General features: G+C 67.0%; 10 protein-coding genes and 1 rRNA gene. 7 read left to right on the forward strand and 4 right to left on the reverse strand.

All coding sequences use genetic code 11. The features are described from left to right. The gene (endA, locus tag NL126_RS07180) at nt 1-1,059 is read left to right on the forward strand and encodes a tRNA-intron lyase (RefSeq protein WP_255198244.1); all 1,059 of its coding nucleotides are present in this window, start codon (nt 1-3) and stop codon (nt 1,057-1,059) included. A gap of 3 nt (nt 1,060-1,062) precedes the next feature. Here the strand turns inward: endA and NL126_RS07185 are convergent, their stop codons facing one another. Continuing rightward, on the reverse strand, nt 1,063-1,767 hold the full coding sequence (locus tag NL126_RS07185) for a class I SAM-dependent methyltransferase (protein ID WP_255198245.1): 705 nt from the start codon (nt 1,765-1,767) through the stop codon (nt 1,063-1,065). 255 nt (nt 1,768-2,022) lie between these two features. On the opposite strand from NL126_RS07185, the gene NL126_RS07190 reads away from it, so the two are divergent. Beyond that, entirely contained in the window at nt 2,023-3,594 is a 1,572-nt protein-coding gene (locus tag NL126_RS07190) for a tryptophan--tRNA ligase (protein ID WP_255198246.1), read from the forward strand. Between the two features lie 37 nt (nt 3,595-3,631). Then, the gene (locus tag NL126_RS07195; RefSeq protein ID WP_255198247.1) at nt 3,632-4,795 is read left to right on the forward strand and encodes an NAD(P)/FAD-dependent oxidoreductase; all 1,164 of its coding nucleotides are present in this window, start codon (nt 3,632-3,634) and stop codon (nt 4,793-4,795) included. 1 nt (nt 4,796) lies between these two features. Here the strand turns inward: NL126_RS07195 and NL126_RS07200 are convergent, their stop codons facing one another. Then, nucleotides 4,797-5,684 (reverse strand): ornithine cyclodeaminase family protein, encoded by an 888-nt coding sequence (locus tag NL126_RS07200; protein WP_255198248.1) that lies wholly within the window; start codon nt 5,682-5,684, stop codon nt 4,797-4,799. Nucleotides 5,685-6,080: 396 nt separating this feature from the next. Here NL126_RS07200 and pheS point away from each other — a divergent pair, with 396 nt between their 5' ends. Further along, nucleotides 6,081-7,601 carry a phenylalanine--tRNA ligase subunit alpha gene (gene pheS / locus NL126_RS07205; protein WP_255198249.1) on the forward strand — a complete coding sequence of 507 codons (1,521 nt, stop codon included), beginning with the start codon at nt 6,081-6,083 and terminating at the stop codon, nt 7,599-7,601. Beyond that, nucleotides 7,601-9,307 (forward strand): phenylalanine--tRNA ligase subunit beta, encoded by a 1,707-nt coding sequence (pheT, locus tag NL126_RS07210; RefSeq protein ID WP_255198250.1) that lies wholly within the window; start codon nt 7,601-7,603, stop codon nt 9,305-9,307. Before pheS ends, pheT begins: the two co-directional genes overlap by 1 nt. A 40-nt stretch (nt 9,308-9,347) precedes the next feature. On the opposite strand, the gene NL126_RS07215 is transcribed toward pheT, so the two are convergent. After that, nucleotides 9,348-10,400 carry a quinone-dependent dihydroorotate dehydrogenase gene (locus tag NL126_RS07215; RefSeq protein ID WP_255198251.1) on the reverse strand — a complete coding sequence of 351 codons (1,053 nt, stop codon included), beginning with the start codon at nt 10,398-10,400 and terminating at the stop codon, nt 9,348-9,350. 63 nt (nt 10,401-10,463) lie between these two features. Continuing rightward, complete coding sequence (locus NL126_RS07220) at nt 10,464-10,661, reverse strand: hypothetical protein (RefSeq protein WP_254823863.1); 198 nt, start codon at nt 10,659-10,661, stop codon at nt 10,464-10,466. Between the two features lie 237 nt (nt 10,662-10,898). Between NL126_RS07220 and NL126_RS07225 the strand changes: the two genes are divergently transcribed. Continuing rightward, nucleotides 10,899-11,213, forward strand: coding sequence for a non-histone chromosomal MC1 family protein (locus NL126_RS07225; RefSeq protein ID WP_255198252.1), 315 nt, complete (start codon nt 10,899-10,901; stop codon nt 11,211-11,213). Between the two features lie 845 nt (nt 11,214-12,058). Beyond that, a 16S ribosomal RNA gene (locus NL126_RS07230) occupies nt 12,059-13,525 on the forward strand. Nucleotides 13,526-13,596 lie beyond the last annotated feature (71 nt).

Raw genomic sequence — 13,596 nt, forward strand, 5'->3', positions numbered from 1 at the left:
ATGCAGGCACACGTAGAGGGGGACCTCGTCGTGCTCGACGCGCCGGGGCGCGAGCGGTTCTACGATTCGCGGGGCTACGGCGACCCCCGTGGCGACGGGCTCGCGCTCTCGCGCGTCGAGGCCGCGCACCTCCTCTACCGCGGTGACATCGACGCGGTCGAGGGCCGCGGCTTCGAGTCGTTCCTCACCAGCGAGCCCGGTCTCGCCGCGCGCTTCCTCGTCTACAAGAACCTCCGCGACCGCGGCTTCTACCTCTCGGCTGCCCGGGAGGGCTGGGTAGACGACCCCGCGGGCGCGGACTTCATCGTCTTCCCCCGCGGGCAGGGGCCGTGGGACGACGCCGTCGAGTACCGCGTCCGCGTGGTCGCCGAGCGGGAGTCCGTCCCCGCCGATGCGCTCGGCGACGTCGTCCTCGCCGTCGTCGACGAGGAGTCCGAACTGACGTATCTGGAGACGGACCACATCGACGTCTCCGGCTCCACGGCCACGACGCTCGACTGGTCGGTCGATGCCACGTTACTCGACGACCGGGCTGTCGTCTGGGGGCCCCCGGAGGGGCTCTACCACGAGGGGTTCTACGGCCAGCCGCTCGACGATCAGGGAACCGCGCTCCAGCTCTCGCTCGTCGAGGCGGCGTATCTCGCCCGCGAGGGTGTCATCTCGTTCGAGGGCAACGAGGGGCGGGATGCGTCCCCCGGGCAGTCGGCGCACGGTGCCGCCGACGGCGTCGAAGCCGTCGTCGACTGCGGCCGCGAGGCGGAGGGCGAGCGGTTCGACCGCCGGCTCTCGGTGTACGCCGACCTCCGGGGCCGCGGTGTCGTCCCCAAGACCGGCTTCAAGTTCGGCGCCGACTTCCGGACCTACGCCGACGTGGAGAGCGTCGACGCGCTAGGCCACTCCGAACTGCTCGTGCGGGTGCTCCCGGCGAACCACGTCTTCTCGCCGCGCGACCTCTCGCTCGACGTTCGACTGGCGCACGGCGTCCGCAAGCGGATGGTGTTCGCGTTCACCTCCGGCGACGGCATCGAGTGGCTCACCGTCGGGCGGCTGACGCCCTGAGGCTCACTTTCCGACACAGACGAGCGGCGCGTGGTGCCACGCCCACTGCGTGTCGGGCCGGTCGACCACCTCGAAGGCGCTGCGTGGTTCGACACCGAGCACGTGCTCGATTCGTTCCGCCGACAGCACGCTGTCGCCGTCGAGCAGCGCCGCGAACCGCTCGGTGTACTGGTCCGGGTCGAACACGAACGCGCGGTCGGTGTTCGCGTGGGGGTCGTCGGCCGCCTCGAGACAGTACGCGCGGCCCGCCTCGTTGAGGTAGTTGCAGACGAGGTGGCCGCCAGGGGCCACCGCCGCGTACAGGTTTGTGAGGGCTCGCGCCACGTCCCGGACGTACTGGAGGGTGAAGTACGAGAACACCACGTCGAACGGCTCGTCGGGGGCGAACGCGGGCAACACCGCGTGCTCGAACCGGACGTTCTCGACGTCTCGTTCGCGGGCCCGCTCGCGGTTCTCCTCGAGGACCGATTCGGCGGCGTCGTAGCCGACGACCGTGGTGTCGGGATGGGCCTCGGCGACGGTGAACGTCGCGGCGCCAGTGCCACAGCCAACGTCCGCGACCCGCGCCGCGTCGGTGGCCGCGACGAACTCGGCGAGCACGTCCCCCGCGTGGTGTGCGCTCGGGCTTGCCTCCGCCCGCTTCTCGTCGTCCGCGTCCTCGTAGTAGCGGTCCCAGTCGATGGTGCCGTCGTATCGTGAGTCTGTCATTGCTGTGGCTGTCGCTGATTGGGGTGGGTCGGCTCGGCGTCTTGGGTCGGCCGGGCGGTTCCGGTCGCGTGTCGGCTGTCCGTGGCGGTGCGACTCCCGGGTGTAGCGACTCCTCGGTGAAAAATATATAGGGAATCTTTACTTTACTGCTTGCTTACTACTTCGCACGCCCGGGGTTTAATTCTTGTCCCCTCGGTGCAGGCGCTCTCACGCAAGCGAACCCTTTTTGCGCGGACCCGCCCCCAGTTCGAGTGAATGAGCGACGAGCACCACGAGGCCGAGGGTGACGCCCTTCCCCCGCGTGAGAATCTCATCGCGGACGGCGGAAGCGCAGCAGGAGCGGACGACGTGACCCTCGACCCGTGGGGGTCCGCGACCGTCTCCGACTACCGCGACCTGTTCGAGCAGTTCGGTATCGAGGAGTTCGACCACATCTTAGACGAGGTGCCGAACCCGCACTACCTGATGCGCCGCGGGGTCATCTTCGGCCACCGCGACTACTCGCCGGTCGCCGAGCGCCTGCGCGAGGGCGGCGACGCGGCCGTCCTCTCCGGGTTCATGCCCACCGGCGACCCGCACATCGGGCACAAGATGGTGTTCGACGAGATCATCTGGCACCAAGAGCAGGGCGCCGACGCCTACGGGCTCATCGCGGACCTGGAGGCCCACGCCGCTCGCGGGCTCTCGTGGGCGGAGATCGACGAACACACGCGAAGCTACCTGCTGAGTCTGCTCGCGCTGGGGTTCGACCCCGAGGAGGGCGAACTCTACCGCCAGTCCACCAACCGGGAGGTGCAGGACCTCGCGTTCGAACTCGGCGTGAAGGCGAACTTCTCGGAGTTTCAGGCGATCTACGGCTTCGACGGCGAGACGGACGTCTCGCACATGCAGTCGGTCGTCACACAGATGGCCGACATCCTCTATCCGCAACTGGAGGAGCCGAAGCCGACGGTCATCCCGGTCGGCCCGGACCAGGACCCACACGTCCGACTCGCCCGCGACCTCGCCGCCCGGATGCGCTACTTCAAGGTGACCGAGGCGTTCGCGAGCTTCGAGGCCACCGCCGAAGAGCGCGTGTTGATGCGCGAGGCGTACGAGCAGTTGGGCGGCGACGACGCCGACGTGCGGTGTGAGGACGCCGCCGAGCACCTCGACCAGCACCACGCCGCGGAGGTCGGTGCCGAGCGCGCCATCGAGAAACTCGCGAACGCCGGGAAGGAACCCCTTCGCCCGCGGGTGAGGTTCCTCGACCGCAACGCCACCCCCGAGGCGTTCGACGCGCTCATCGAGGCCGTCGAGGGCGAGAAGCGCGTGTTCGACGAGCACGTCGACGCCTTCGACCTCGACCACGAGGCGGCCGAAGAACTCTCCCGCGAGGTCGAGGTCGAGAACGGCGGCTTCGGCTTCTATCCGCCCTCCTCCATCTACCACCGGTTCATGACCGGGCTCACGGGCGGCAAGATGTCCTCGTCCGTTCCTGCGAGTCACATCAGCCTGCTCGACGACCCCGAGGACGGCTACCAGAAGGTGAAGTCCGCGACGACGGGCGGCCGCGAGACGGCCGAACTCCAGCGGGAACTCGGCGGCGAGGCCGACAAGTGCCCCGTCTACGAACTCTACGCGTACCTGCTCGCCGGTGACGACGACGAGTTCGCGACCGAGGTGTACGAGGAGTGCGTCGGCGGCGAGCGACTCTGTGGCGGCTGCAAGGAGCAGGCCGCCGAACTGATGCGCGACTTCCTCGAAGAGCACCAGGAGAAACGCGCCGAGATGGAGGCAGTGCTCGACGACCTGGACCTCGAACTCGAGAGCCCGCGGCGGGGCTGAGGCGTAGCTTCAAGCCACTCGCTTCCGAGAGCTGATCATGAACGTCGTAGTCTGTGGCGGTGGTATCGTCGGACTCTCTGCTGCCTACTATCTCGCCGACCGCGGCGCCGACGTGACGGTCTGTGAAGCCGGGTCGCTTGGGAGCGGCAACACCGACCGCTCTGCAGGTGGTATCCGCGCGCAGTTCTCCACACCCGTCAACGTCGACCTCTCGCTCGCGTCGTTGGCGGTGTGGAACCGCTTCGAGGAGGATTTCGGCGTGGACATCGCCCATCGAAAGCCCGGCTACCTGTTTCTCGCACGCGAGGCGGAAACTGCCGAGACGCTTCGGGAGGCGGCGGTGATGCAACGCGAGCGCGGCGTCCCGACCGAGGTACTCGACCCTGACGACGCCCGCGACCACTGCCCGGAACTCCACGCCGACCGCTACCGGGTGGCGACGTTCTCCGCGACCGATGGCTTCGCTGACCCACACCTCGCCCTGCAGGGGTTCTCCGCGGGCGCGCAGGCGGCGGGCGCGGAGATACGGACGCACACCCCCATCACGGGTATCGACGTGCGTGGGGGCGAGCCGGGTGGGCCCGCAGACGTTCGCGTCCAGACGCCGGACGACACCCTCCGGGCCGACTTCGTCGTCAACGCTGCGGGCGCGTGGGCGCGACGGGTCGGGACCCTCGCGGGCGTCGACCTCCCCGTCGCCCCGCGTCGCCGACAGATCGCGGTGGTCGACCCCGAGACACCGGTTCCGGAGACGGTCCCGCTCACTATCGACCTCGACTCGGGGTCGTACTTCCGCCCCGAGCGCGAGGGGCAGGCCATCGTCGGTGGCCAGTTCGGAGCCCACGACCCCGACGTGAACCCCGACGACTACGACACCGGGATGGACCTCGACTGGGCCGTGACCGCGACCGAACGCGCGGGCGAGACGGCCGGCTACTTCGGTCCCGAGTCGGGTATCGTCCGCGGGTGGGCCGGGCTGTACGCGGTGACGCCCGACCACCACCCGATTATCGAGGTGAGTCGGCCGGGCGTCGTCACGGCCGCGGGGTTCTCGGGCCACGGGTTCCAGCACGCACCCGCGACGAGAAAGCTCGTCGCGGAACTCTGTCTCGACGGCGAGGCGTCGCTCGTCGACGTCTCGGCCCTCGACTGCGGGCGGTTCGAGCGGGGCGATCCGGTCGACGAGCGCCACGTCGCCTGACTCAGTCGAGCGCCGCGCGGACCAGCGCGACCTCGGTGCCGGCAAGTCCGACCGAGCAGAACAGCGTCACGTGGTCGGCCGATTCGCGGCCGGACTGTGTACCCGCGACCACGTCCCCCAGCTCGACCAGTCGGCCGTGGTCGACCACGTACTCGTCCGTCGCGCGGGCCTGCGCGAGCGAGTCGGTGACCGCGAGGTCGACGTGGGATGCGATGTCCGCCGGGAGTTCGCTCACCCCTACCTCCTTTGGCCCGAGCGAGGAGACGTGCGTGCCGGGCTGGAGCCAGTCTGCCTCGAAGACGGGGCTGGTGGCGTCGGTCGCACACACCAGCACGTCCGCCTCGCGCACCACGGGTTCGGGGTCGTCGCGCGCTTCGACCGCGCAGTCGAGTCGCTCGTCCAGGTCGGTCGCGCAGTCCGTGCGGTGGTCCGGGTTCGGACTGAACACCTGCACGCGGTCGAGGTCGCGGACCGCGGCGACGGCCTCGGCCTGCGAGCGTGCGTGCCGCCACGACCCCAGCAGGCCGAGCGTCGTCGCGTCATCGCGTGCGAGGTGGTCGACCGCGACGCCGCCGATACCACTCGTCCGCAGGATACCTGCGCGGTCCCCGACGGCGAGCCCCCGGAGGGCGCCGTCGGGGGCGAACACGCAGGTCACCTGCGAGCCCGCGACCGCCCCGACGGTCTGGTAGGCACGGAAGCCGAAGCCTTCGGAGTCGCCGCCGACGGTGAACACGAGGTCGCCGTCGCCCACGGAGACGTACTCGCGGGGTGGCGCCTGCAGGTCGCCCGCGGCGTACGCTTCGAGTGCGCGCTCCATCGCCGCGACCGCGTCCGCGGGCGAGAGCCGCGCGTCGAGGTCGTCGTCGGTGAGGATGGTGGGAGGCATAGGTGGGTATCGGGGTGGAGCGGGAAAAGTCGGGGTGGACCATCGGATTCCAGTCCCGGGGCGTTCGAGGTGGTCACGACTCGTGCTGCCGAACTCGCTCCATCCCCTGTGCCACGGTGTCGCAACGCTTTTGCGCCGTTCTTCCTTGAGAAGAACCATGGCAGCCGAATCCCCTGCCGGTGGCACCGTTCGCCAGCCGACCGACAGCACGGGGTTCGGGTTTTTCTTCGCGGTCCGGTGACGGGGGTGGAGACGCGACGGGGCTGACGCCCTCTCGCGTGGAAACCTCCGAGGACGCGCGATGCGCGCCCTCGTGCTCCACGTTCGCTCTGCGACCGTGGAACCCACGTTTCGGAGTCGGAACCGTTACCTGACCGACCAGCACACACGCACACAATGAAACTCCCGGACACGGAGGTCGCGTTGCTCGAAGCAGCCAGCGCGACCGACACCAAGACGATCGCACAGCTATCGGAGGAAACGGGTGAGAAACCCGAGACGCTCACCCGCGCGGCGTTCGAACTCGCCGAGAAGGGCCTCGTCGACGTCGAGGAGTACGAGGCCGAAGACGTGACGCTCACCGACGAGGGCGAGCAGTATCGGAGCGAGGGCCTCCCCGAGATCCGCCTCTACCGCGCCGCAGTCGACGCCGGTGCCGACGACGACCCCGTCAGCATGGGGCAGGTCATCGGCGCTTCGGGACTGGAGGGCCCCGAAGTCGACATCGCGCTCTCGAACTTCGCGCGCAAGGGGTTCGGCTCCATCGACTCGGGGGAACTCCTCGCGAATCTGGAGGGCGGCCCGGACGTGGACCCGGACGCCGACCCCGAGTCCGAGGCGCTGGACGCCATTGCCGACGGGAACGCGGGCTATCTGGACTCGGGCGTCCTCGACCGGCTCGTCGACCGCGGGCTCGTCGCCCGGTCGAGCACGACCGTTCGGTCCGTCACGCTCACCGATGAGGGTGTGACGGCGATGATGGAGGGCGTCGAGGTCGCCGAGACCGTCGGGCAGGTCACGCCCGAACTCCTCACCAGCGGCGACTGGCAGGACGTCGAGTTCGCCGAGTACAACGTCGAGGCCGACGCCGAGGCGGTCGTCGGCGGGAAGACGCACATCCTCCGACAGACCGCCGAGTCCGTGAAGGACACGCTCGTCGGGATGGGGTTCCAGGAGATGGACGGGCCGCACGCCGACGCGGACTTCTGGATCAACGACTGCCTGTTCATGCCGCAGGACCACCCCGCGCGGACCCACTGGGACCGGTTCACCCTCGACGTGCCGCCGATGCAGGACCTCCCGGAAGACCTCGTCGCGCGCGTCGAGGACGCCCACCGCAACGGCGTCGGCGAGGACGGCGAGGGCTACCACTCGCCGTGGAGCGAGGAGTTCGCCCGGGAGGTCGCCCTCCGCGGACACACCACCTCGCTGTCGATGCGCTATCTATCCGGGCACGCCATCGGCGACCTCGAACCGCCCCAGCGGTTCTTCTCCGTCGAGAAGGTGTACCGCAACGACACGCTCGACCCGACGCACCTCCTGGAGTTCTTCCAGATCGAGGGGTGGGTGATGGCCGACGACCTCTCCGTGCGTGACCTCATGGGCACCTTCGAGGAGTTCTACGCCCAGTTCGGCATCACCGACATCGAGTTCAAGCCGCACTACAACCCCTATACGGAGCCGTCGTTCGAGCTGTTCGGGACGCACCCCGAGACCGGCGAGATGGTCGAGATCGGCAACTCGGGCATCTTCCGCGACGAGGTGCTTGAGCCGCTCGGCGTCGAGTGCGACGTGATGGCGTGGGGACTCGCCCTGGAGCGACTGCTCATGCTCATGTACGGCTTCGAGGACATCCGCGACGTCCACGGGACGCTGTGTGACTTGGACCTGCTGCGGAACGTGGAGGTGGTCCACTGATGCCGACCGTCGACGTCGATCCCGACGAGCTGCGGCGGCTGACCGGCCACGACGAGAAGGACGACGAGGAACTCAAAGACGACCTGTTCGCGCTCGGCCTCGAATTCGAGGGCGAGACCGACGACGGCGAGTTCGAACTGGAGTTCGCGCCCGACCGGCTCGACCGGCTCTCCGTGGAGGGCGTGGCGCGCTCGCTCCGATATCAGTACGGTGACGACCGCGGCGTCTACGTCCCGAAGACGAACGACGCCGAGTGGGTCGTCAAGGTCGACGACGTCCCCGAGGAGCGGCCGTACGTCACCGCGGCCATCGTCCGGGGCGTGGACATGACCGAGGAGAAACTGGAGTCGCTCATCCAGCTGCAGGAGAAGCTCCACGCGACGATGGGACGCAAGCGCGCGAAGGGGGCCATCGGGGTCCACGACCTCGCGATGCTGAAGGGTCGGACCGCGGGTGACGACAAGCCGAAGACCATCACGTACACCGGCATCGACCCGGACGGCGAACGGTTCGTTCCCCTCGACTCGAACGAGGAGATGACGCCACGCGAGGTGCTCTCCGACCACGCGACCGGCGAGAAGTTCGCCGATCTCGTCAGCGAGTACGAGCGCTACCCGGCCATCTTCGACGACATCGGGCTGTTCTCGTTCCCACCGGTCATCAACGGCAAGCGGACGGAGGTCGACGCCGACTCCCGAGACCTGTTCGTCGAGATGACGGGCACCGACCAGTGGACCATCGACAAGATGCTGAACATCGTCTGCTACGCGCTCGACGCGCGTGGCGGCCGCGTGGAGGAAGTCCGTATCGAGTACCCGGACGGTGACGTGGTCCGACCGGACCTCTCGACGCGCACTAAGACCGTCACGCACGAGCGCATCGAGACGACGCTCGGCGTCGACCTCTCCGGCGAGGACGTCGTCGACCTGTTCGAGCGGTCGGGGCTCTCCGTCGACTCGACCACCGAGGAGCCGCTCGCCTACGAGGTGGAGATTCCGCCGTACCGCGTCGACGTGCTGCATCCCCTGGACCTCGTCGACGACGTGGGGCGCGCGTACGGCTTCAACGAACTCGAACCGAAGTACCCGGACGTCTCGACCGTCGGCGGCCGGCACGACCGCTCCAAGCTAGAGCGCGCTGCCCGCGAGACGGTCGTGGGGCTCGGCTTCGAGGACCTGCTCAACTTCCACATGATCTCGGAGGAAGAGAACTACGAGCGGATGGCCATCGAGCCCGGCTCTGACGTGGTCGGGGGCGGCGAGCCCACCGTCATCGAGGGGCCATACAGCGAGGACTACACGATGCTGCGGACGTGGGCGCTCCCCTCGCTGCTGATGGTGCTGGAGAACAACACGCACCGGGCGTACCCGCAGGACCTCGCGGAGATCGGCCTCGCCGCCGAGGTCGACGACGGCGAGCCGACGGGCGTGGCCGAACACCGGACGGTCGCGGGCGCGCTCGCGCGAACGGAGGCGTCCTACGAGGATGCGAAGGCCCGCGTGCAAGCCATCGCCCGGGCGTTCGGGAAAGAACTCGAGACGCCTCCCACCGAGCACCCGACGTTCATCTCGGGTCGTGCGGCCGAGGTGGTGCTCGACGGCGAGTCGGCGGGCGTGGTCGGCGAGATCCACCCGAAGGTGCTCGTCGAACACGACCTCGAACTGCCCGTGGCGGCGTTCGAATTCCGACTCGACGCCCTCGAGTAAGCCCTCCGTTTCTGTTGGGTTGGCCGTCAGGTTCGCCGACTCAGAGGTCGGCGCCGACCGCCTCGTCGACCGACTCGAAGCCGTCGCGCTCCAGCAGTCGCAGGAGCCCCTGGTTGATGTCGCGGGCGAGCGTCGGCCCCTCGTAGACGAGCCCCGTGTAGAGCTGGACGACACTCGCGCCGTTGCGGATCTTCTCGTAGGCGCCTTCGGCGTCGGAGATGCCGCCGACCCCGACGACCGGGACGTCCGTTCGCTCGGCGACGAACCGGACCATCCCCGTGGCGATGTCCTCGATGGGCTTGCCCGAGAGCCCGCCCTCCTCGGCGGCGTTCTTCGAGCGGAGGGAGTCGGGGCGGTCCGTGGAGGTGTTCGTCGCGATGACGCCATCGAGGCCGAGGTCGTCGACGACCCCCAGCGCCTCCTCGATGGCCGGCTCGGGGAGGTTCGGGGAGAACTTGACGAGCAGGGGTGCTGCCCCGGCGTCCTGCAGGGTCCCGAGGATGCGTTCGAGCGCCTCGCGGTTCTGGAGTTCTCGGAGCCCTGGTGTGTTGGGCGAGGAGACGTTGACGACGAAGTAATCTCCGCCCTCGCGCACGCGCTCGTACGTGTAGAGGTAATCGTCCTCGGCCGAGTCGAGGGGTGCGGACTTCGACTTCCCAATGTTGACTCCGACGGGGACCGGACAGTCGACGTCGGCGAGGCGCTCGCCGATGACGTCCGCGCCGTGGTTGTTGAAGCCCATGCGGTTGACGATGGCCTCGTCCTCCCTGAGTCGAAACATCCGGGGCCGAGGGTTGCCCTGCTGGGCTTCCGCCGTGACGCCGCCGACCTCGACGTGGCCGAAGCCGAGGGCGGCGAGCGCGTTCGGCACCTCGGCGTTCTTGTCGAAGCCCGCGGCCACGCCCACCGGATTGGGGAACGTCTGGCCGAACGCCTCGGTTTCGAGTCGAGGGTCCGCGACGACGAAGCGGTCGCGCAGCAGCGACTCGACGGGGGTGTCCTGCGCGAGTCGGAGCGCGGTGTGCCCGAGGCCGTGGGCGGTCTCGGCCGGAAGGGAGAACAGCAGGGGTTTCGCGAGGTCGTAGCCAGTCATCACGCTAGGCGGGTGAGCGAGTGCGCAAAAGCGATACGGTCGTCGATGGTGGCTGTGGCTCGTTCAGAACTCGTGTTCGACCTCGTCTGGGTCGGCTTTCTGGATGATGATCTTACCGTCGCGGACTCGAACGAACACCTCGTCGCCGATCTCCATGCCGGCGACTGCGAGCTCGTCCTCGTGGAGGTTCACGTGGACGTTGTGGTACTCGCCGTTCTCGTCTTTCGCGCCACTGGGGCTGAGCTTCTTCTTTCGCACCATCGCGCTGTTGTTCGTCGTTCGCCGCACGAGATACATAAGTGTACCGTGCCGTCCATGTCGGGAGATTCGCGCGCGCGAGTGGATGTGGGTACCAGATTCGGCGGATTTCGGCGTTCAGTCGGGGGGTCACCAGCGCCGAAACCGGCTGCCCTTATAAATGAATCGGCCGTCGTCCCTCGGTTTGGGGGATATATTTATAATGCCCTCTGTTCACTTGTGCCATGGAGGTCCAAAACCATGGCACCTGACGACGACGGCAAGCGGAACTTCGCGCTTCGTGACGCAACCGGCAACGAGACGAGCGTGTTCTCCGGTCGGACGCCCCGACAGGCGGCACTGAAAGCGGCCCGCCGGCTCGAGCCAGCGCGCTCCGAGGATGCGGCCGAACAGACCGAGCTCCGACTCCGTGAGAAGGGGACGAAGAAGGTCCACATCTACGACGGCTGGGCGTGGCAGGAGGAGGCGCCCGACGACAAACCGGACTGGATGCCCTCGAACATCACCGAGGCGAACGTCTCGAAGAAGGGCATCGAGCACCTCGACGAGATCTAACGCGGCTCCCACTTTTCGACCGAAGCCCGAACCCACTTAGTGACCTCGCGCGTACGTGCGGACGCGCGGCCATCATCCGACCCGACCGAGCGTGCGAGCGCGGGATGACGGCTCGACCTCCAGCCGCGCGACATTGCTCTCGCGAGCCGCAGCACTCTCCTCCCGGGTGCAGTCACGTGCCATGTGCATCCGGCCCATGAAACCGCATCACGGAGCGCCGACGGAACGACGGCCTTAAGAGTATCACCCCCATCGGAATGGATGTGAAGGGCGCGAGGGGCACACGCCCCCCGCCCAAGCCGGACGCCCTCTGGGTGTCCCGCGTCCTGACTCCGTTGGGACGCGTCGAACACGCCCAATCCGACGCCCTTATACGTACCTGGGCACTCGGATGCAGATACGCGCTGACCCACCCTTCCGGGGTGGCGACGTGAGCCTGAATCCGATGCCCTTATACGTACCTGGGCGCTCGGATTCAAATACGCGCTTCCCGGGTCAACCGGGGCACGGCGCGAGGATGAATCCGACGCCCTTAAGTGTAACAGGGCACTCGGATGGAATGCACACAGCGTGACTGGGCCTGAGTTTGGATACTCGGCCCGTCGCGGGACTCGAACGCACTTCGGTGGGTTTATGACCTGCCTCGGTGTATATTGAGTTCCCGAAGGAAATGAGGATTCGACCCCTGCGGTCCGCCGTACACGATCGAATCTGATGTTAGCCCTGGTAGTTCGGTGACACCCGGTATGGGTGTCGCCGACTCGATACCATGTACACGATAGCGAAGGTACACACTCACACGAGTGTGTTCCCGCCTAAACCCCCCGAGCCTTGTGCTCGGGACCATTCCGGTTGATCCTGCCGGAGGCCATTGCTATCGGTGTCCGATTTAGCCATGCGAGTTGTACGTCTAACGTAGCAAACCGCTCAGTAACACGTGGCCAAACTACCCTACGGATCGGGATAACCTCGGGAAACTGAGGCTAATCCCGGATAGCGCTCCCGAGCTGGAATGCTGGGAGCGCCAAACGCTCCGGCGCCGTAGGATGTGGCTGCGGCCGATTAGGTAGATGGTGGGGTAACGGCCCACCATGCCGATAATCGGTACGGGTAGTGAGAGCTAGAGCCCGGAGACGGACTCTGAGACAAGAGTCCGGGCCCTACGGGGCGCAGCAGGCGCGAAACCTTTACACTGCACGCAAGTGCGATAGGGGGACACCGAGTGCGAGGGCATAGAGCCCTCGCTTTTCTGTACCGTAAGGTGGTACAGGAACAAGGGCTGGGCAAGACCGGTGCCAGCCGCCGCGGTAACACCGGCAGCCCAAGTGATGGCCGATATTATTGGGCCTAAAGCGTCCGTAGCTTGCCGAGTAAGTTCGTCGGGAAATCTACTGGCTTAACCAGTAGGCGTCCGGCGAAAACTGCTCGGCTTGGGACCGGGAGACCAGAGGGGTACGTCCGGGGTAGGAGTGAAATCCTGTAATCCTGGACGGACCACCGGTGGCGAAAGCGCCTCTGGAGAACGGATCCGACAGTGAGGGACGAAAGCTAGGGTCTCGAACCGGATTAGATACCCGGGTAGTCCTAGCCGTAAACGATGATCGCTAGGTGTGGCGCAGGCTACGAGCCTGCGCTGTGCCGTAGGGAAGCCGTGAAGCGATCCGCCTGGGAAGTACGTCCGCAAGGATGAAACTTAAAGGAATTGGCGGGGGAGCACTACAACCGGAGGAGCCTGCGGTTTAATTGGACTCAACGCCGGACATCTCACCAGCTCCGACAGCAGTAATGACGATCAGGTTGATGACCTTATTCGAAGCTGCTGAGAGGAGGTGCATGGCCGCCGTCAGCTCGTACCGTGAGGCGTCCTGTTAAGTCAGGCAACGAGCGAGACCCGCACCTCTAGTTGCCAGCAGCATCTCGCGATGGCTGGGTACACTAGGGGGACTGCCGCTGCCAAAGCGGAGGAAGGAACGGGCAACGGTAGGTCAGTATGCCCCGAATGAGCTGGGCAACACGCGGGCTACAATGGCCAGGACAATGGGAAGCCACCCCGAGAGGGGGCGCTAATCTCCTAAACCTGGTCGTAGTTCGGATTGAGGGCTGAAACTCGCCCTCATGAAGCTGGATTCGGTAGTAATCGCGTGTCAGAAGCGCGCGGTGAATACGTCCCTGCTCCTTGCACACACCGCCCGTCAAAGCACCCGAGTGGGGTCCGGATGAGGCCATCATGCGATGGTCGAATCTGGGCTCCGCAAGGGGGCTTAAGTCGTAACAAGGTAGCCGTAGGGGAATCTGCGGCTGGATCACCTCCTAAAGACCGGGACCGGAGTTCTACTCCGGCCCACCTTGTGTTGTGGTCTCGAGTCGGCGACGCGCATCCGGG

This window comes from Halorarius litoreus (assembly GCF_024362405.1).
Taxonomy (GTDB): domain Archaea; phylum Halobacteriota; class Halobacteria; order Halobacteriales; family Haloarculaceae; genus Halorarius; species Halorarius litoreus.

What these genes read in the sequence shown, in the direction of transcription:
- pheT (WP_255198250.1), top strand. Translation starts at nt 7,601, where the DNA reads ATGCCGACCGTCGACGTCGATCCCGACGAGCTGCGGCGGCTGACCGGC.
- NL126_RS07200 (WP_255198248.1), bottom strand. Translation starts at nt 5,684, where the DNA reads ATGCCTCCCACCATCCTCACCGACGACGACCTCGACGCGCGGCTCTCG.
- NL126_RS07195 (WP_255198247.1), top strand. Translation starts at nt 3,632, where the DNA reads ATGAACGTCGTAGTCTGTGGCGGTGGTATCGTCGGACTCTCTGCTGCC.
- pheS (WP_255198249.1), top strand. Translation starts at nt 6,081, where the DNA reads ATGAAACTCCCGGACACGGAGGTCGCGTTGCTCGAAGCAGCCAGCGCG.
- NL126_RS07185 (WP_255198245.1), bottom strand. Translation starts at nt 1,767, where the DNA reads ATGACAGACTCACGATACGACGGCACCATCGACTGGGACCGCTACTAC.
- NL126_RS07190 (WP_255198246.1), top strand. Translation starts at nt 2,023, where the DNA reads ATGAGCGACGAGCACCACGAGGCCGAGGGTGACGCCCTTCCCCCGCGT.
- NL126_RS07225 (WP_255198252.1), top strand. Translation starts at nt 10,899, where the DNA reads ATGGCACCTGACGACGACGGCAAGCGGAACTTCGCGCTTCGTGACGCA.
- NL126_RS07215 (WP_255198251.1), bottom strand. Translation starts at nt 10,400, where the DNA reads ATGACTGGCTACGACCTCGCGAAACCCCTGCTGTTCTCCCTTCCGGCC.
- NL126_RS07220 (WP_254823863.1), bottom strand. Translation starts at nt 10,661, where the DNA reads ATGGTGCGAAAGAAGAAGCTCAGCCCCAGTGGCGCGAAAGACGAGAAC.
- endA (WP_255198244.1), top strand. Translation starts at nt 1, where the DNA reads ATGCAGGCACACGTAGAGGGGGACCTCGTCGTGCTCGACGCGCCGGGG.